Origin of the sequence: Pseudomonas sp. N-137 (genome assembly GCF_034555295.1) — a bacterium.
Taxonomy (GTDB): domain Bacteria; phylum Pseudomonadota; class Gammaproteobacteria; order Pseudomonadales; family Pseudomonadaceae; genus Aquipseudomonas; species Aquipseudomonas rhizophila.
In genome coordinates this window covers 50,720-70,101 of record NZ_JAXUDQ010000004.1, presented here as the reverse complement: position 1 = coordinate 70,101, position 19,382 = coordinate 50,720, and the positions used below count along the sequence as shown (strand labels likewise).

Below are 19,382 nucleotides of genomic sequence, written 5' to 3'. Positions count from 1 at the left end.
TCAGCGATCCGGCAGGGTGATATTGAGTTCCAGAATCGAGCAACTGCCCTGGCTTTCCAGCGCCACATGCACATCATCGGACCCGATGTTGACGTACTTGCGGATCACTTCCACCAGTTCTTTCTGCAAGGCTGGCAGATAATCAGGGGTACTGCGCTGGCCGCGCTCGTGCGCCACGATGATCTGTAGACGCTCTTTCGCGACCGAGGCGGTACTTGGCTTTTTGTTGGCACGAAAGAAGTCAAAAAGATTCATTACCTACCTCCAAACAGGCGCTCGAAGAAACCTTTCTTCGTTACATCGAGGAATCGATGCTCTACGGTTTTGCCCAGCAGGCGATCGACCGCATCGCTGTACGCCTGACCGGCGTCGCTCTGATCGTCGAGAATCACCGGCACACCCGAGTTGGAGGCCTTGAGTACCGCTTGGGATTCAGGAATCACACCCAGCAGGGTAACAGCGAGGATTTCCTTGACGTCTTCGACGCCCAGCATTTCGCCATCGCTGACCCGTTGCGGGTTGTAGCGGGTCAGCAGCAGGTGCTCCTTGATCGGCTCTTCGCCGTTCTCGGCGCGACGGGATTTGCTCGCCAGCAGGCCGAGCATGCGATCGGAGTCGCGTACCGACGAGACTTCCGGGTTGGTCACGACGATCGCTTCGTCAGCGAAGTACATCGCCAGGTGGGCACCTTTCTCGATACCGGCCGGGGAGTCGCACACCACGAACTCAAAGTCTTCCTTGAGCTGCATCAGCACTTTTTCCACGCCTTCCTGGGTCAGCGCGTCTTTGTCGCGGGTCTGGCTGGCGGCCAGCACGTACAGATTCTCAAGGCGCTTGTCCTTGATCAGGGCTTGCTGCAGGTTCGCTTCACCGTTGACCACGTTGACGAAGTCATAGACCACGCGACGCTCGCAACCCATGATCAGGTCCAGGTTACGCAGGCCGACGTCGAAGTCGACGATGACTGTTTTGTGGCCGCGCAGAGCGAGGCCGGTACCGATAGCGGCGCTGGTGGTGGTCTTACCCACACCACCCTTGCCGGATGTAACCACGAGAATCTTGGCCAAGGTGTTTCACCCCTAAGGAAAAAGGACTTTTTCAGCCCCTGAAAAACATCTCTTGAAACTGCTGCAATTGGACAGGCTTGGCTGGAATCGGATGCGGGACGGGGTCTACCTCCGGTAAACACTGCCTTATCCTTTTTCCTACGTCGTTTAAGCCGTTTTCGCTACGTTTTAGAGATGCTTGGAAAATGCGGCAGTATCCGTTAAAGCCGAATGATGTTCAACACGTCGCCCGACAGGCTGACCTGGACACCGGCCCCCCACAGCGGGTCGCGACGCAGATCCTCGGAAACCTTGTACTGCCCGGCGATAGAGACCAGTTCAGCGCTCAACTGCTGACAGAAAATCCTGGCTTTCGTATCGCCCTTGACACCGGCCAGGGCACGGCCACGCATCGGGCCGTATACATGGATGTTGCCATCGGCCAGAAGTTCCGCGCCCGGGCTGACCGAGGACACCACGACCAGATCGCCACCCTGGGCATAGATCTGCTGCCCGCCACGTACCGGAGAGGTGATGACTCGGGTCGGCTTGATGGTCGGTTCTGGTGGCTTTTCCGGCTTTTTCCTGGTCTCGACCGGGCTCAGTTCCAGCACCCGTTCCCGGGCGCCGGAGGGCGGCAGCACCGGAATGTCCACGGCGATGGCTGCGGCGATGTCTTCGATACGGCTGGCCCGGATCGCCAGGGTGCGCAGGCCGTGCTGGCGACAAACCCGCATCAGGCCCGGCAGATCCACGGCACCTTCGCCGGCCGGCAGTTTGTCCAGCGCCAGCACCAACGGGGCATTGCTGAAGAAATTCGGGGCCTGGGCGACTTTTGCCGCCAACTGCCGGTCAAGGCTCTCCAGGTCGTTGCGGGCCAGCTCCAGCACCGTAATGGCGAGCATGCTGCCCTTCAGCTGGAACACGGGATCTTGGTCTAGCGATTCGGTTTGGCTCATGGTCGGCGTACAACGGCTTGTCACTAAAAGTGCCGAGACTTATAACGAGATCGTCCCCGGGCCGCAAGCCGGGTCGAACGATGTAGAATGCGCGGCCCATGTCTTTATGGAAGCTGTAATGGATCGCCCGCGTTTTCGAGCTGCATTTTTTCATCCGCGTTTCTGGCTGCTGTGGTGCGGTCTGGGGCTGTTGTGGCTAATCGTTCAGCTGCCCTATCCGCTGCTGCTGCGCGCCGGTCGTGTATTGGGTGCGCTGATGTATCGTGTGGCCGGCGACAGACGGCGCATCGCCCAGCGCAATCTGGAACTGTGTTTTCCTGAAAAGTCCGCTGCCGAGCGCAAGCGCCTGCTCAAGGAAAATTTTGCCTCCACCGGTATCGCCTTCTTCGAAATGGCCATGAGTTGGTGGTGGTCGCGCTCGCGCCTGGCGAAGCTGGCCCATGTCGAAGGGCTGGAGCATCTCAAGCAGGCCCAGCGCGAGGGCAAAGGGGTGATCCTGATGGCGCTGCACTTCACCACGCTGGAAATCGGCGCGGCATTGCTCGGCCAGCAGCACACCATCGACGGCATGTACCGCGAGCACAAGAACCCGCTGTTTGACTACATCCAGCGTCGCGGGCGCGAGCGGCACAATCTTGATTCCCTGGCGGTGGAACGTGACGACGTGCGTGGCATGCTCAAGCTGCTGCGGGCGGGGCGGGCGATCTGGTATGCGCCGGACCAGGACTACGGCGCCAAGCAAAGCGTCTTCGTGCCACTGTTCGGAATCCAGGCCGCGACGGTCACGGCCACCAGCAAGTTCGCTCGCCTGGGCAAGGCACGGGTGGTGCCATTCATCCAGGAACGCCTGGCTGATGGCAGTGGTTACCGTTTGGTGATCCAGGCGCCGCTGGAAGATTTTCCAGGGGAGAGCGAAGAGGCCGATTGCATCCGTATCAATCGGTGGGTGGAGCAATCGGTCAGCAGATGCCCCGAGCAATACCTCTGGGCTCACCGGCGCTTCAAGAGTCGTCCGCCGGGCGAGCCGAAGCTGTATGACAAACGCGGTTAAGCCTGTAGTCCACTTAATGAACACGGAGCGTTGCGATGACCCCACTTGAACCGGTGACAGGTTTGATTCTTTCCGGCGGCGGGGCTCGGGCAGCGTATCAAGTGGGGGTATTGGCCGCGATTGCCGAACTGTTGCCGGACGGGGCGGATAACCCGTTCCCGGTGATTGTCGGCACCTCGGCCGGGGCAATCAACGCGGTCAGCCTGGCCAGCGGGGCGATGGACTTCAAAACGGCCATCGAGCGCCTGACTGCCTTCTGGCAAGCGGTGCGCAGCCATCAGGTGATGCGCAGCGACTGGTGGGGCGTGATTGCCCAGGCGACACGTTTTATCAGCCACAGCCTGCTAGGCCTGGGCGCCCGGTTACCAGTGGCGCTGATCGACAGTTCCCCGTTGCGTGAACTTCTCCAGTCTCAATTCCACGCCTCGGGCATCGAACAGGCCATCGCGCAGCAGCAACTGCGGGCCGTGGCGGTGACTGCGTTCGGTTATGAGTCCGGCCAGGCCGTGACCTTCTACCAGGGCCGCGGCACCATCGAATCCTGGCTGCGGCACCGGCGCATCGGCGTGCCGACCCAGTTGTCGGTGGAACACCTGCTCGCCAGTTCGGCGATCCCCCTGCTATTCGCGCCGGTCAGGATCGGCCCGGAATATTTCGGCGACGGCGCGGTGCGTCAATCGGCTCCCATCAGCCCGGCCCTGCACCTGGGGGCCAATCGCGTGCTGGTCATCGGGGTCAGCGGCAATCCGCGTGGCCTTGGTTCGCCAGAGCCGTTGCAGCGCAGTTACACCGGCCAGCAACCGACCCTGGCGCAGATCGGTGGTCACATGCTCAACAGTACGTTCATTGACAGCCTGGAAAGCGACATCGAGTTGTTGGAGCGTCTGAATGGCTTCAGTCATCTGCTGCCCGATGACGTGCCGGCTCATGCGCTGGGCGCGGCGCCGGTGGAGGTGTTGGTGATTTCGCCGAGCCAGCCGATCGACGAAATCGCCGCTCGCCATCGCCTGGAATTGCCCCGCGCGCTGCGCATGTTCCTGCGCGGGCCGGGCGCGACCAAGACCAGCGGCGCCGGGGTACTGAGTTATCTGCTGTTCGAAGCGGGCTATTGCAGTGAACTGATCGAGCTGGGACGCCAGGATGCGTTGGCCCAGCGCGAGGAGTTAAGCCGGTTCTTGCGGGTGACGGCGGGGTGATGCAGTAGTCTCCAGCGCCATCGCGAGCAGGCTCGCTCCCACAAGATTCCCTGAGCATCGAGGATCGATGTGGATCAGAAATGATACTTCAGCAAGAAGCTGGTATTGCTCTGATTGGTCTTGAAGCCTTCGCTGTCTTCGATCCCGTATTTGTTCTTCCAGTAGTCGTATTCCACACCCACATACAACTGTTTGGCGCCCAGCTTCAGTGCCTTGCCCAAGTCATACTTGATCTGCGGGTTGATGTGCAGGTTGGCGTGGTAGGTGCCTTTGGAGTTGCTGTCGTTGTCCACCACCCAGTCGATGAAGCCGTCGATCAGGATGTCGGATGAGCCCACCGGGAGGGTGTAGGCCCAGGTCGGTGTAATCTGCCAGACGTTGTCGCCAGCGCGCGGACCTTCGGTCTGGCGGTTGTAGAAATTCAACTGGAAGTAATCGAAACCGGGAATCGCCAGGTCGAAGCCCGGACCGATCAGGTATGACTCGTTGTCACCTTCACCGAACTCATAGGTCATGGCCAGCAACACATCTTTGATCGGACCCAGTTCCAGCTTCTGGTCGAAGATTTTGCCGAACGACAGGCGTGGGCTGAACTCACCGTAGTAGGTGTTCGGGCCGGAATTGCTGTCGTCCTGGCCGTTGTAGAAAATCCGGTCGAGGAAGAAGAAGTTGTCGCCGTATTTCCAGGCATCGGCGTGCTCGAAGGTCACGGTTTGCTGGATGCGCGGGTTGACCTGGAAGTCCTTGCCATAGAGGTAGGTCAGGCTGTTGTTCTGCCATTGGAACAGCTCGTCGGCCATCGCTTGGCCAGCGGTCAGCAAAGATCCCGCAAGTATCAGGCTGGTGCACGTATGTTTCATTCGGTTTGCTCCCAAAGGTAAGTGGTACTGCATTTTTTTTAAGATCAGCGCTCTGGTGTGGCGCTTTTTTCTACGGAAAAACCATCCGTTCGGTCAGCTTTTTGTTTGTGGCAAGCGCTGACAGCAAGAGCTGAGCCAAGACCGGGATAAATCGGAAAAATGGCTTGTTCAGTGGTTTGAAACGCTCGAAAAAGTGTGTTCAGCGCAAGCCGATATCTGCCAACACTGCAATAGTTGGCGTATCGGTCAGGATCTGCTGGTTTTACGCGGCACCGGACTCAAACGGCCGCGCAGGATACGGCCCTGCATTCATGGGCTCAAGTGCCCTGCAACGGCGCATTCGTGGCGAATTTGGGGCGTGATGGCGGGGCTGGGTCATCTGGTGCTTTCCTCTTGTTTTTATTGTTGAGGCGCAGGCAGTCGCTGACGGGCGACCGGTCGTGTGCCGGTCTGCCTGTCAGCGGTATTACGTGTAGCGGGTGATGTCAGGTTTGATGTCGGCGGGACTCAGTTGGTCCGCGCCCCCTGGCTGATCCACGCGCCGATCAGGTCGCGTTCCTGTTGGGTCATCTGGGTGATATTGCCCAGGGGCATGATCTGCGTGGCCACGGCCTGGGCCTGGATGCGCGCGGCTTGTTGCTGGATCTGCTGCGGGGTATCGAACATCACCCCGCCCGGCGCGGCGCTGAACAACGGGCTGGTGGGTTTGGCCGAATGACAGACCGAGCAGCGCTCCTGAATCACGCTGTGGACCTTCTCGAACGAAGGGCCTTGGGCATTGGCGGTCTGGGCCGGCGTCGATGCCGGTGCGGCCGCTGCCGTCGCCGGTTTTGCGCCGCCGCCCACCGCCGTTTCCGGCAACGGTTGGTACTCGATCACACCAGGGGTTTTGGCGACTTCCGGCGCTGTGGTCATGGGTTTTGGACCCGTGACATAAGCCAGGCAGATCATCGCCAGAGCGCCGACCGGCAGCGTCCAGGCATACTTGTTGCTGTCGTGGCGGGTATTGAAATAGTGCCGCACCAACACCGCCGCCACGGCGATCCCGGCCAGGATCAACCAGTTGTACTGGCTGCCATAGGTGCTCGGGAAATGGTTGCTGATCATGATGAACAGCACCGGCAGGGTGAAGTAGTTGTTGTGGCGCGAGCGCAGCAGGCCCTTGGCCGGCAGCGCCGGATCCGGCGTGCGGTTCTCGGCAATGGCCGCCACCAGCGCGCGTTGGGCCGGCATGATGATGCGGAACACGTTGCCGACCATGATCGTCCCGATGACCGCCCCGACATGCAGGTAGGCACCGCGACCGCTGAACACCTTGCTGAACCCGTAGGCCGCGGCGATCAGCAGCACGAACAGGATCAGGCCGAGCAGGGCAGGGCGTTTGCCCAGGGCCGAGTCGCAGAGAAAGGAATACACGAACCAGCCGACGAACAACGAGCCGATGCCCAGGGCGACGCCTTCGGGCCCGCTCAGGCTGCTGCCCGGTGCCAGCAGGTACAGGGTCGGGTTCCAATAGAATACCAGGCACAGCAGGGCGACGCCCGACATCCAGGTGAAGTAGGCTTCCCATTTGAACCAGTGCAGGTTGTCCGGCATGGACGGCGGCGCGAGTTTGTATTTTTCCAGGTGGTAGATGCCGCCACCGTGGATGGCCCACAAATCACCGGCCAGACCGCTTTTAGGGTTGACGCGATTGAGGTTGTTTTCCAGCCAGACGAAGTAGAACGACGCGCCGATCCAGGCCACGCCAGTGATCATATGAACCCAGCGCACGCTCAGGTTCAGCCATTCCAGCATATGTGCTTCCACAGTCTTTACCTCTCGCCCGTCACGCTTGTTTTCGCGTGATCGGACGCTTCTCTTATTGGTGGGGGGCGAGGATCAACAACTCATCCTCTTTGAAAAAATGCTCATCGCAGTTATTGCCTGTGCCACTGCGATCAACCACCAGGAAGTCATCCCGCTTTTCGATCGTCAGCACCGGGTGGTGCCAGACGCCGCGATGGTAATTAATGCCCTGCCTGCCGTTGGTGACGAAGGCGCGGACCAAGCCTGATACAGGTACATCGCCAAGTGGCGCGACCACGATCAGAAAGGGGTTGCCGAGCAGCCCGATGAAAGCCTGGCTGCCCAGCGGATGGCGCTCCAGCATGCGTACGGTCAACGGCATCTCCAGCGCCTCGGCGCGGAAGATGCTGATGATCGCCTTGTCGTCCGGCTCGGCGGTTTCAACCGTCGCCAGGCGATGGAAGCGCATGGTCGAACCATTGTTGATCATGAAGTGATCGCTGCCGTCGGTTTCGATCACGTCACCGAACGGGGCGAAGGCTTCTTTGGTCAACGGTTCGATCTTGAGTGTGCGCATGCTGGTCTTCTTACCTTGAATTCTGTGTTGTTTGTTGTGCCGCCATCGCGAGCAAGCTCGCTCCCACAGGGGAATGCATTTCAAATGTGGGAGCGAGCTTGCTCGCGATTCGGGTTCACTCTTATTTCGACACCTTGCCAAGCACCCGCAGGCGACTCACCCCACCATCCGGAAACACATTCAGACGGATGTGGGTGATCGGCCCCAACGCCTTGATCTGCTCGGCGAAGGTGTGTTCGGCGTGCATTTCCAGTTTCTGGCTGGGCAGTAATTCGCGCCAGAACAGCGACTGGGTTTCGATCTGGCTGTCGGTGCCGCCCTTGACGAACGCGCCCTGGATCGAGCAGCTGTCCGGGTAGTTGCCCTTGAAGTGCAGGGTGTCGACGATGACTTTCTCGACCTCGCCGGCATGGCCCAGGGCGACAATCACCCAGTCATTGCCCGGGGTGCGACGTCGGGCGGTTTCCCAGCCGTCGCCCATGTTCACCCCGCGACCGGGGTTGAGGATGTTGCTCATGCGACCGAAGTGTTCGTCGGAACAGGCCAGGGCGCGACCGCCATTGAGGGCCGCGGCGAGGTCGATCTGTTCGTTGTCGCCCACAGCCGACCAGTCGCGGTACGGAATGCCGTAGACCCGCAGGCGGGCCACGCCACCATCGGGGTAGATGTTGAAGCGCAGGTGGCTGAAGGCCTGGTCATTGCTGATTTCATGGTAGTGGTGGCTGTTGCCTTGCAGTTCCACGGCCGACAGCACTTCAGTCCATTGGGTATGTTCGTCTGGCTCGCCGGAGGTCAGGAAGCAGGCTTCCAGGGACGCCGACGGCGGGTAGTTACCGGTGAAGAATGAAGTGTCGATGTCCACGCCTTTGATCGAACCCGGCACGCCCAGGCGGATCACCGCGCTGTCGTAGCCTTCGAAGCGCTTGCGGCGCGACTCCCAGCCGTCCATCCACTTGCCGTTGTCATCGAACACGCCCTCCTTCCATACGGCCGGAGTCGGCTGGAACAGACGGTTGGCGTCGGCGAACCAGTCATCGGTGACCGAAATGATCTTGGTGCCCAGGCGGGCGTCGGCCAGGTTGACGAACTTCTCGAAGGGTACGGCGTAAGCTTTCATTCTTCTTGTCTGCCTTTAATAAGTTGGCTGGGGATGCTTGCAGGGGCCTGGGCCTCAGGGCTGCTTGCTAAAGAGTCAGTAATCGGAACAACGCGATCTTGTTGATCTCTGCCAGCGCGCATTTGAACTCGGTATCTGCCGAGTGGTGAATGCGCGTTTCGAACGCCGCGAGGATCTGATGCCGGTTGCTGCCTTTTACCGCCATGATGAAGGGAAACTTGAACTTGGCTTTGTAGGCCTCGTTCAGCTCGGTGAAGCGTTGGAACTCATCGCTCGAGCATTGGTGAATACCGGCGCCAGCCTGTTCGTTGGTGCTGGCCTCGGTCAGTTGGCCCTGGACGGCGGCTTTACCGGCCAGGTCCGGGTGTGCGTTGATCAGCGCCAGTTGGCTGGCGTGATCGGCGCACAGCAGGATGTCGCTCATGCGCTGGTGCAGGGTTTCGATCTGGTCGATCGATGGGTCCTGGCCCAGGTCGAAAGCCTTTTCGGCCACCCACGGCGAATGTTCGTAGATGTCGGCGAAGGCTTTGACGAACGCTTCGCGGCTCAAGGTCGAAGGCTTGAGGGTCTGGAATGCGGTCATTTCGAAGCCCCTGATTTCAAAGCGCCCGGATGTGGGTGGGTCTGCTGCCAGTGGCGGGCGATGTCGACGCGACGGCTGAACCAGACCTGCTCATGACCCTTGGCGTATTCAAGAAACCGCTTGAGGGCCGCGAGACGGGCAGGCCGGCCGATCAGGCGGCAGTGCAGGCCGATGGAAAGCATCTTCGGCGCCTCGCTGCCTTCGGCATACAGCACGTCGAAGGCATCCTTGAGGTATTGGAAAAAATCGTCGCCCTTGTTGAAACCCTGGACCTGGGTGAAGCGCATGTCGTTGGTGTCCAGGGTGTACGGAATCACCAGGTGCGGCTTGCCGGTGGGGGTGTTCGGTTCCCAGTAGGGCAGGTCGTCGTCGTAGGTGTCGCTGTCATAGAGAAAACCGCCTTCTTCCATGACCAGCCGGCGGGTGTTGGGGCCTGTGCGGCCGGTGTACCAGCCCAACGGACGTTCGCCGGTGATTTCGGTGAGGATACGGATCGCTTCGAGCATGTGCTCGCGTTCCTGGGCTTCATCCATGTATTGATAGTCGATCCAGCGATAGCCATGGCTGCAGATCTCGTGACCGGCGGCGACCATGGCACGGATCACATCCGGGTGGCGCTGGGCAGCCATGGCCACCGCGAAGATCGTCAGCGGAATATCGAATTCCTTGAACAGCTTGAGGATCCGCCAGACACCGGCGCGGCTGCCATATTCGTAGAGCGATTCCATGCTCATGTTGCGCTCGCCCTGCAGCGGTTGCGCCGAAACCATTTCCGAGAGAAACGCTTCGGACTCCTTGTCTCCGTGCAGCACGTTACGCTCGCCGCCTTCCTCGTAGTTGAGCACGAAAGACAGGGCGATGCGGGCGTTGCCCGGCCACTGAGGATGGGGAGGGTTACTGCCGTAACCGATCAGGTCGCGTGGGTAGTCAGCGCTCACTGCAGTTTTCCTTCTTGTTCGAACCATGTAGGTGGCGCCTGGGCGATGAATCACAGGCTGGCGTCACAGCGATGGGTTGATTGTATACAACTTTATGCGCACTTTGTAAGCCTGATTTTTTGCATTTTTCACTGCTGCCTCTGGCGTGTCTACACTGCAAGAAACCTGCCCATTTGGTCAGCTAAGGTATGACAATCCTGTGTGTCTGTTGGTTTTATTACTGATCGGGTCTGAACCCTTCTCGAATATGGCAGGCGATAAATTTCTGTTTTTTATTGTGTACAATTTTCATTTAAAGTGTCTTAATTCGCTCATCGCCGCAGCGTTTCGTGCTCCGAAACGGTGCGGCCTGTCTTTCAACTGATTCAGGAGGCGTCGGGCCGAACTGCTTGCAGCGAGGCGCGCACAATCAATGGGACGTTTGACTACTCACGTTTTGGATGCCGCGCACGGCTGCCCGGGCAGCTCGATCAAAGTCGAGCTGTACCGCGTCGAAGGTACGCAACTGCAATTGGTCGCCAGCGCGCTGACCAACAGCGACGGCCGTTGCGATGCACCGTTGTTGCAAGGGGATGACTACCGTAGCGGCGTCTATCAGATTCAATTCCATGCCGGCGATTACTACCGTGCCCGTGGCGTCCAGCTGTCCGAGCCGGCGTTCCTGGATGTGGTGGTGCTGCGCTTCGGCATTTCGGCCGAGCAGGAGCATTACCACGTGCCCCTGCTGATTTCGCCCTACGCCTACTCAACGTATCGAGGCAGCTGATCCCCCAAGCAGTTGCCTTGTCCTGGAAGCGACTGCGCATGTAGCTTCTTTGGTTTTTCGCCCGCTCACACTGCGGGCTTTTTTTTGGGCCATGTATTTACAGCCTGGAATTGTCATCCCGGATGATAAAAATCGTGTCTGCAACGCCGGGACGGATTTCAGTACCGCCCTTGAGCCAGATGATTTTATTGGCACTGTGGGCATCGTTGACGGCTTTCGCAGCGACTCCGCCAACCTGGGTTTCCAGGCGCAGCTCGGCTGTCTTGGGATCCATATACATGGGTAGGGAAATCTTCGGAATTCTGGTGCGGTGCAGGCTCATGAAAAATACATAGTCATGCCCTGTGCGGCGAAATACCAAAGCGGGAAAACTGTTGAAAGAGTTGGGCTCAATGACTGTATAGCCATTACGCGTCAGAAGGGCGGCCATAAAGCGTTTGAATTCCACTGGCGAGTACGACGTCAGATAAAGAAGCCACTGTCGCTGGAACCGCAGGGGATCAAAATCCAACCGATTCAATATTCCTGTTGAGAAGGGGTTAGGCAAGGCTATCGAGCGGGCAGCGCCTCGGGACGCCGAAGAGGTTGGAAGAATTGGAAGCATCAACAGTGGATCGGACCATTGCGGATGTGGCGAGTGGGTCGCGTTTTCCCAACTGCTGTAAATCTGCCGGAGTGCGGTCAAACCCGCAGAGTCGGCGAACGGCGAATCATTGCTGAGTTCAAATTGCCTTCTTGCGATATTTTCCAGGGTGACGGTCGTGACTTCTGGAAAAAAATCCCTGACGTAGGCCGTCAGTGTTTTTTCAAAGGGTAGCCTGGCGTCAATTTCCCAATGGTTGTCCGGCGGAACTTGTATTGCGCCTCGGGGTTGCTCGTCAGGCATATGCCTGAGGGTGGCTTCCAGCAAGTCAAAATCATAGATGGGATGAGCGGGTGACTGAATGTAGGTGATCGGGGATTCTCGCGCGTCGGTACGTGTCACCACCTTATAGTGAACATTGTTTATGGTGATCAATTCGGACAGCGTGAATCTTGGGTCAACCCCCCAGTTTTTCCTGAATGCCCGTGTAGGCGGGAGATTGGAATCACTGTGGTGCGTCACGTCGCGGTGCGCAGTTGGACGCCATAGAAGGCTGCCCTCCACTTGTTCCAGGCGTGGTCCGGAGGCAACAAGTTCAGTGCCTGATCGGGCTCTGTAGTTCTGTTCGGAGTCGCGACCAAGCAGCACCGTCCCTCCCTCTGCAAGCTCAACGTAGGTGCGTGTCTTGAACGTGCGGATCCCAGAGGTTGCGTCTGGCTCCGATAACAGGGGGACCAGCTCAGGGGAAAGGTAATAATTGTCCAGCGATACCGACAGGGAGCCATCACTGATGGCTGTCGCGGATGCGATTTCGGATACCTGAACGGTCGGGCGCTGCGATTCAGTCGCTTCAGTTTGTCGTCCGGTTGGCGAGCCGGACGCCTGATCGGTTTCTGCGCCTCTCAGGGGATTGCCGAGCATTGTGTCCAGTGACGTATCGCGACTGGAGTGAGGCGTATCAGGGGACGACTTTGTAAGCGTGGGTCGGGTGTTTCGTCTTGGACTCATTGAAAATGTCTGCTCTTGAGTTTGAATATTGATGATTCAAGTAGGTATCAAGCTAATGGCCTGTCGTAGAGCCGGAGGCTGACAGGCCCTGGGTTCCAGGATGTTCGTGGAAAACCAGCAGACAGGTGCACTACATATGTATGGCGTGTGAAAGAAACCGTCGAAGACGTTCTTCAAGGTCAGGTAGGTTCGGGAGACGCCTCAGCCAATGAGAGGAACCAGCTCAATTGCGAGAGCCTTATGCCGAAGACTGCGCTCAGCGCTAACGCCCGCGCAAACATCACTGAGTTGTCCAAAGTGAAGCCTTCTATCAGCTCCACGCATTTTTCCCGCAACAGACGAAGTGTGTCATCACCCAGGGGCGGTGTCTGATTGAGCCCCTCGCGGGCCAGATCCTGATAGATCTTGAGGGCGTGGTCACACAGGTCTGTTTTTCTCAGGTTCGCCGCCTCAATGACTCGGGACTTATCGGTGTCAAGGATCCATTTACGGGTTCTGAGGTTGTAGCTCAGTGTGCCGGGAGACCCATCTTTGACAGCAACGTGAAGAACCTTCAGTTCTTCGGATGTCAGGCTCGACAGTTCGCTGGGCAATGGGATGTTGGGGTCAGTGAGCGGGGCAAAATACCGGCCATCAAGCGCTTCTACATAAACCCGCTCAAACAGGCTGTCGACAGCATGAACAACGCCTTGTGCAGTGATGACTCGTATCGGGTCGACAAGGTCATCAGCTTCATAGACGGGAAGATGGATGGTGGTTCCACCTATTTGCAGCAGGTTGGAGGACAGTTTTATCTCGACTTGGCCCAGGCGCGTGGCATCCAACTCCCATAGGGAGGCACGGGGTAACCGAGGATTGGCGCCGGCCAATGCACCTGGCGTGGACAGGCGTAACGTCATGTTCGGGCTCAGGTGAACCAGGTAGGTGGCGCCTTCGCCAATCAGGACTTCGATACCCGTTTGTTCCGTGGGCGATGTCAGCAGGGCGCAGGTTGCCCAACTGCGCATGTAATAAGGTTTTTTGTCCAAGGGTTGTAGATAGGCGTACTTCTTTTTGGTAGGCGTCAATGGCAATGGAACGTCTGTTTTCCATTCCACCGGATCTTTCCCTATGAATGTTTCGTCCAGCAACAGGCCATAGTCGGGCGAGGGTTGGACCATACGGTACGACGAGCCGTCGTTCAGGGTGAGGATAAAAGTATGATGCGAACCGAGGGCGGAAAATGCACGCCGACCGGTCTTCGCGTTTTGCGCGCTATAGCGCTCATCGGAACTTGCCAGATTTTTCAATACGACTTGGCGAACACCAAAGTGCAAGGTCAGGCCACATTCGCCATATTTGATGCTGTCCCCTTCATCTTTCTGAGTGACATGAGCCTTGTAGTAGGCCTCGATACGGGTCAGCTCGGCGTTGGCGTAGTTAAGATGAAGGGTGGTGGAAAATTCGCTTTTTTGTTTGACCTTGAGTGTGGTCAGTTCATTGAGATGTGAAACATAGTAGCTGGTGTCTTTGTCATGGCTGATCGGCTGCTCGCTTCGATCAGGCAGGATAGCCGGGTTGCGGGGTGTGCCTGGCTGCACCACAACTGTTTCAATGTCGAGCGGGCTGCTGGATTCGATCGTATCGGGCAGGTCGGGTACCAAATGGTAGCCATCCTGGGTGATGAACGTCAGTCTGTTGTTTTGTAAGGCTCTTGGAAAAGCAGAGTCTTCATAGACTTCCCTGATGGTGACTTTGCGAAACTCCCGGTCGCTTGCATCAAAGCATGAAGTAATGACCAGATGACCGTCTTCAATTCGCCAGCTTTCAATCAGGTCAGCTCTCCAGTCCAGTGCGATGACGCTATTGTCCACACCATTTTCGGTGATGGAAACGTGGCCGGGTTTATGAGCGATGGCATAGATATCCTCACCCGGTCCGCCGTCTGCGTTGCGGTTATTTCCATTGAGAATGAAAATTCGGTCATCTCCCGCGCCGGCGTCGATTGAATCGTTGCCGCGGGACCTGATGATGTTTGGGCCGGCTGTCCCCTTGATGATGTTGGCACCACCCTCGGGAATTTCTACGTTTTCAATGCTTTCAAGGTCCGCATGGCGATGAGGCTTGCTCTGCGTGTCATGACTTTTTTGAGTGATGATGGACACTTGCCCGGCGTCCAGGTCGACCTGGTAACCCAGACGCGGCTCCTGATGACTGCTGCTACGGCCCGACAACACCACGGTGTCGTTGCCCAAGCCACCCACCAGGTTATTTGCTGACGTTTCACTGAGGGTTTCCGTGGAGCCTTCAAAGATAAACACGTCGTCTTTTGTGCCCCCGGTCAGTTTTTTAACGCCCGCCCCGTAGTGAAAGACGTTTGGCTTGTTTTCGACGCCTTCAACGATGTCGTTGCCGCCGCCGATGTACCAATGGATAGCTTTATGTTCGGCCGACGTTTCAATGACTGCGCCGGGCGTCTGAGCCGTAACGCCTTTACGCGCATCGATCCGGTCGTCGTTGTCTTTGATCTTCGGACGGACTGTCGTCGCCCGGTACCTGGCACCGGTCCACCAGTTCCAGGTGTTGTAAGGCACCGGTTCGAGTTCCACGCTGAATGTACCGTTTACGATTGCCTCAGTGCTGTCTTTCAGTGGGCCTTTGAGCAAGTGCGAGGCATTGGCCTGCAGCAGCTTTGTATGTTCGGCGGTAGCCTTGGCGATGGTGTAGCGATCCTGGATATCTTTATCAGGGCCCATTGCCCAGAAGGCCAACCAACCGGTGCGCAGACGCTCGTGCACGGTGAGTTCTATATAGTCGTCGATGTCATCGACTTGACGAACCGCGCCCCAGATTTGTGAGCCAACCACCAGGATAAGTCCGGCGGCAAGGCCCACTGGACCGGCTGAACCAAATCCCGCCAGCGCCGCTATGCCAATGGTTAAGGTCATCGCGGCGCTGGTGACGCTCAAGGCTGCGCTGACATAGTGGTCGGTGGCTTCTTTGCCAGTGGCGTGGGCAGCCGCCTTGAAAGAATCAACCGCAGCAATGATATCGAAAGGAAGTGTCAGGACGCTGGCAATCAGCCCACTTCCACGGGCGAGGCGCGTGGCAAAGGTCGTTTTGGCAAAGCCCTCGAGGGAGCGTTGGCCGGCCCTGATCATCTGAGAGGCTTGTCTGGTCACCGCAGCTTCGACACCGATTGAAGCGACTTCGGCGGCCACGCTGGTCCCATTGAAAATGGTCTGGTAGGAGTCCTTGTTACGGATGGCGTCTTGCAGGCCGCGCAGACCGCTATAGATTCCGAAGGCCTGAAGTCCAAGTCCTGTAGGGATGAGGATATTGCTCTTGGTTGTATTTGCCCAACTGAATGCTCCATGGCTAAGCCCTTGTATATCGAGCCTTTGGGCCGATTTCAGGAGTTTTTCCAGCGTGCTCCGATGGCTGGCGGGTTCGGCCTGTGTTTCAGGCGTTTGCCTCAATAATGGGGGCGCGGCGGGTGAGCGCTGGCTCGCCATTTCAAACAGCAACGTGGGCAGCCGATAGTCGTTTGCGTCGGCGGTCAGTTTGAGCCGTGTTTCAATATTGTTTGCGTTGAACTGTAACGAGTTCACGAAAAAACGATTGGGGCTGCGGAAAAAAGTATTGTCGCCGTTCAGCGGCTGTCCATCGGTGGTTGCGCCTAACGCATCCAGGGCTGAACGGGTGACAGTCACGGAACCGATGTGCAGCGGGCCGTAAAGTCTATCGACGATTTCGAGTTGGGCTTGTCTATGTTCGTGCTCCGGACTCAGCTGCGTCCCATCGGCAGTCTTGAAATCGAGTGTTTCGATGGTGTGCTTATTTGTAGGCACGCCTAAGTCGGTAATGACTACGGCATAGTCCTCGGGCACCGGGCCGGGCTGGAAAATCTGGGCCATTGTGAACGTCCTTGTTCAACGATGATTGAGTGGCCCTATATGTAAGATGCTTCCTGGCGGGGTGTATATCGATGGGTTGTTTCTACGTTTTGCGAAAGCCTCGAGTAAAAGATGAGGCTGTTTCGCAAAGTCAGGGACTCAGTGAGTCGACATCAAAGAGGCCGCGCCCGCACCGCCAAAGAGGCCTGCGCTGATGCGGTTGAACCAACTCTGGCCTTTACCCGTTCGCAGATACCGCGCCGCGCCGTGGGCGCCGAGGCCGTAAGCCAGCTTGCAGAGCAGGTCAAGAACGGTCCAGGTGGCGATCATGATCAGCAGTTGCGGCAGGAACGGTTGTTCGGCGCTCAAGAACTGCGGCAGGAAAGCGGCGAAGAACAGAATGTCCTTGGGATTGCTGGCACCCAGCACGAATGCCCGGCCGAACAGGGCGCGAAAGCGCGGGATGGCTGCGGCCTGGGGCACTTCGGCACCCTGGGACGGCTGGCGCGATTGCTGCCAGCTCTGCCAGGCCAGGTAAAACAGATACAACGCGCCGACCATCTTCAGGGCGCTGAACAGTTGCTCTGACGCCAACAACAGTGCGCCGAGGCCCAGCGCCGATGCGCTCAGCAGGCAAATCGAGGCGATCACGCCACCCAGAAACGCCGGATACGAACGGCGCAGGCCATAGTTCAGGCTGTTGCCGATCATCAGCAACGACAGTGGGCCGGGGATGAGGATCACCACCAGAGCGGCGCCGCTGAACAACAGCCAGGTTTCCAGATTCATTGCTTTGCTCCTGATGCAAGAACGCCTCACCCGACGGGGTGAGGCTGATGAATAATCCCGCCTACAAGAAGATGAACTTGGCGATGAAGATCGCGCAGAGCACCCACAGACTGACAGAAATTTCCTTGTGTTTACCCGTGCCGGCCTTAAGCACCACATAGGTGATGAAGCCCAGCGCAATACCGTCGGCGACCGAAAAGGTCAGGGGCATCATGATGGCCGTGACGATGGCCGGGATGCTGTCGGTCGCTTCGTCCCATTCGATGTGGGCCATGCCCCCCATCATCAGCATGGCGACATAGATCAAGGCCCCCGCGGTAGCGTAGGCGGGGATCATCCCGGCCAAGGGTGCGAAGAACATCGCGGCAATAAATAGCACACCAACCGTCACGGCGGTAAGCCCTGTACGGCCACCCGCCGCGACACCGGCGGCGCTTTCCACGTAGCTGGTTACCGGCGGCACGCCGACCATGGCGCCGAACACGCTGGAGGCGCTGTCGGCTTTCAACGCCTTGGACAGGTTCTCGATCTTGCCATCAGGTTTGACCAACCCGGCACGCTGGGCAACGCCCATCAGGGTGCCGGCGGTGTCGAACATGTGCACGAACAGGAAGGCCAGCACTACGCTGATCATGCTGACGTTGAATACGCCGACCACATCCATCGCCATCCAGGTGGGCGCCAGGCTCGGAGGCGTCGACATGACCCCGTTGTATTGCACCAGTCCCAGGCCCCAACCGGCCAGGGTCACGGCGATGATGCTGATCAGGATCGCGCCGAACACGCGGTGATAGCTGAGCACGGCGATCATCAGGAAACACACCGCAGCCAGTAACGGGCCGGGCTCGTGCAGGGAGCCGAGCTTGATCAGGGTAGCGGGGCTGTCCACGACGATGCCGGCGGTCTTCAGGCCGATCAGTCCGAGGAACAACCCGACTCCCGCACCCATGGCATAACGCAGGCTCACCGGAATGCTGTTGAGCAGCCACTCACGCACCCGCGACAGGGTCAGGAACATGAACAGCACCCCGGAAACAAACACCGCGCCCAATGCGGTTTCCCAGTTGTAGCCCATGGTGCCGACCACGGTGTAGGTGAAAAACGCGTTCAGGCCCATGCCCGGTGCCAGGCCCACCGGCCAGTTGGCGTACAGGCCCATCAACAGGCAACCCAGGGCGGCGGCGATGCAGGTCGCGACGAATGCGGCGCCGTGATCGATGCCGGCGTCGGCCATGATGTTGGGGTTGACGAAAATGATGTAGGCCATGGTGATGAAGGTCGTCAGACCGGCAATCAGCTCGGTCTTCACCGTGGTGCCATGCAAGCTGAGTTTGAAGATGCGCTCCAGCCAGCCAGTGCGTAGTGGCGGCGAGAGGTCCAGCGTCCGGGCTTCGGGTTTGCGGCTTTCCACAGCGAGTACTCCTCAAGAGTTTTATTGTTATTTCCAGCACGCCCGCCCCCTGAGGGTGGCGGCGTTGCTTTGAGGCAGGTAAGGCCGGCGAGGTTTTTTGACCTTATGGTCAAGAACTCGCACGAAGCGAATTATGCTTTTGTATACAAATAAAGCAAATAATGTTTTCTATGTTGTCGACGAAAAGTCTGGGAGGTAGGGATATATCGACTGTGAGGACGCCATCGCGAGCAGGCTCGCTCCCACAGGGGAGCTGCGTCGTTCACAAAATTTGTGCGCATGGGGGATCCATTGTGGGAGCGAGCCTGCTCGCGATGGCGCCGGTTCTGACGCTACAAATCCCTCAGCTCGCCGAACCCTTGCCCAATCCCAGGTTCACCGCCAACCACCCATTCACCGCTTCCTCCCCAGCCTCGGCAAATACCCGCTCGAGCAATTTCACCTGCTCGCGACGCAACGCCTGTTCGAAGCGCTCGCCCTCGGCCGTCAGTTCCAGCAGCCGCTTACGCTTGTCCGTCTCGGAGGCGACGCTGTTCACCAGGTGCATTTCCATCAACTGCCGCAACGGCATGTTCAACGCCTGTTTGCTCACGCCAAGCAGCGTCAGCAATTCCTTCACGCTCAGGGATGGGTAGCGGGCGATAAAAAAAACGATGCGCTGATGCACCCGGCTCAGCCCGCGACGCTCAAGCATTTCATCGGCCTTGGCGGTAAACGCCTGGTAACCGAAGAAGAACGCTTCCATGGCCATTTGCTGGGAGGCCGGGTTTTTAAGGTCAAGCATGTTGACGTATCCAGAGAGGTCGGAGTAATTTCGGTCAACCAGTTTGACTCA

General features: G+C 58.3%; 17 protein-coding genes. 3 read left to right on the top strand and 14 right to left on the bottom strand.

The genetic code is table 11. The features are described from left to right. The 3 genes from minE to minC form a co-directional block, all read right to left on the bottom strand. Positions 1-255: a cell division topological specificity factor MinE gene (gene minE, locus T3A99_RS00700; protein ID WP_003179111.1), complete on the bottom strand. Its 255-nt coding sequence runs from the start codon at positions 253-255 to the stop codon at positions 1-3. Continuing rightward, the gene (minD, locus tag T3A99_RS00695) at positions 255-1,067 is read right to left on the bottom strand and encodes a septum site-determining protein MinD (RefSeq protein ID WP_042728954.1); all 813 of its coding nucleotides are present in this window, start codon (positions 1,065-1,067) and stop codon (positions 255-257) included. The genes minE and minD overlap by 1 nt, the downstream gene beginning before the upstream one ends. Positions 1,068-1,267: 200 nt before the next feature. Further along, positions 1,268-2,005, bottom strand: a complete 738-nt coding sequence (gene minC, locus T3A99_RS00690) for a septum site-determining protein MinC (protein WP_047229642.1) — start codon at positions 2,003-2,005, stop codon at positions 1,268-1,270. A 118-nt stretch (positions 2,006-2,123) separates the two neighbouring features. Here minC and T3A99_RS00685 point away from each other — a divergent pair, with 118 nt between their 5' ends. Continuing rightward, complete coding sequence (locus T3A99_RS00685; protein WP_092458595.1) at positions 2,124-3,056, top strand: lipid A biosynthesis lauroyl acyltransferase; 933 nt, start codon at positions 2,124-2,126, stop codon at positions 3,054-3,056. A 35-nt stretch (positions 3,057-3,091) separates the two neighbouring features. Next, positions 3,092-4,252, top strand: coding sequence for a patatin-like phospholipase family protein (locus tag T3A99_RS00680; protein WP_047229640.1), 1,161 nt, complete (start codon positions 3,092-3,094; stop codon positions 4,250-4,252). Between the two features lie 74 nt (positions 4,253-4,326). On the opposite strand, the gene T3A99_RS00675 is transcribed toward T3A99_RS00680, so the two are convergent. From T3A99_RS00675 to puuE, 6 genes are all read right to left on the bottom strand, one after another. Continuing rightward, positions 4,327-5,112, bottom strand: coding sequence for an outer membrane protein OmpK (locus T3A99_RS00675; protein ID WP_107321760.1), 786 nt, complete (start codon positions 5,110-5,112; stop codon positions 4,327-4,329). 507 nt (positions 5,113-5,619) lie between these two features. Beyond that, a complete protein-coding gene (locus tag T3A99_RS00670) occupies positions 5,620-6,921 on the bottom strand; it encodes a urate hydroxylase PuuD (RefSeq protein ID WP_107321761.1) in 1,302 nt (433 codons plus the stop codon). Positions 6,922-6,973: 52 nt separating this feature from the next. Next, positions 6,974-7,477, bottom strand: coding sequence for an ureidoglycolate lyase (locus T3A99_RS00665; protein ID WP_047229637.1), 504 nt, complete (start codon positions 7,475-7,477; stop codon positions 6,974-6,976). 121 nt (positions 7,478-7,598) lie between these two features. Further along, positions 7,599-8,594, bottom strand: a complete 996-nt coding sequence (gene alc / locus T3A99_RS00660; protein ID WP_188252397.1) for an allantoicase — start codon at positions 8,592-8,594, stop codon at positions 7,599-7,601. Positions 8,595-8,661: 67 nt separating this feature from the next. After that, the gene (uraD, locus tag T3A99_RS00655; protein WP_047229635.1) at positions 8,662-9,177 is read right to left on the bottom strand and encodes a 2-oxo-4-hydroxy-4-carboxy-5-ureidoimidazoline decarboxylase; all 516 of its coding nucleotides are present in this window, start codon (positions 9,175-9,177) and stop codon (positions 8,662-8,664) included. Next, entirely contained in the window at positions 9,174-10,115 is a 942-nt protein-coding gene (gene puuE, locus T3A99_RS00650; protein ID WP_076383794.1) for an allantoinase PuuE, read from the bottom strand. The genes uraD and puuE overlap by 4 nt, the downstream gene beginning before the upstream one ends. A gap of 412 nt (positions 10,116-10,527) precedes the next feature. On the opposite strand from puuE, the gene uraH reads away from it, so the two are divergent. Further along, on the top strand, positions 10,528-10,881 hold the full coding sequence (gene uraH / locus T3A99_RS00645) for a hydroxyisourate hydrolase (protein ID WP_139049414.1): 354 nt from the start codon (positions 10,528-10,530) through the stop codon (positions 10,879-10,881). A gap of 97 nt (positions 10,882-10,978) precedes the next feature. Here the strand turns inward: uraH and T3A99_RS00640 are convergent, their stop codons facing one another. From T3A99_RS00640 to T3A99_RS00620, 5 genes are all read right to left on the bottom strand, one after another. Beyond that, positions 10,979-12,385 carry a hypothetical protein gene (locus T3A99_RS00640; RefSeq protein WP_188252399.1) on the bottom strand — a complete coding sequence of 469 codons (1,407 nt, stop codon included), beginning with the start codon at positions 12,383-12,385 and terminating at the stop codon, positions 10,979-10,981. A 266-nt stretch (positions 12,386-12,651) separates the two neighbouring features. After that, the gene (locus T3A99_RS00635) at positions 12,652-16,368 is read right to left on the bottom strand and encodes a calcium-binding protein (RefSeq protein WP_322833858.1); all 3,717 of its coding nucleotides are present in this window, start codon (positions 16,366-16,368) and stop codon (positions 12,652-12,654) included. A gap of 138 nt (positions 16,369-16,506) precedes the next feature. Then, positions 16,507-17,136 (bottom strand): LysE family translocator, encoded by a 630-nt coding sequence (locus T3A99_RS00630; protein ID WP_047229631.1) that lies wholly within the window; start codon positions 17,134-17,136, stop codon positions 16,507-16,509. 61 nt (positions 17,137-17,197) lie between these two features. Next, complete coding sequence (locus T3A99_RS00625; RefSeq protein WP_076383799.1) at positions 17,198-18,547, bottom strand: NCS2 family permease; 1,350 nt, start codon at positions 18,545-18,547, stop codon at positions 17,198-17,200. A 343-nt stretch (positions 18,548-18,890) separates the two neighbouring features. Continuing rightward, entirely contained in the window at positions 18,891-19,331 is a 441-nt protein-coding gene (locus T3A99_RS00620) for a MarR family winged helix-turn-helix transcriptional regulator (protein WP_047229629.1), read from the bottom strand. Positions 19,332-19,382 lie beyond the last annotated feature (51 nt).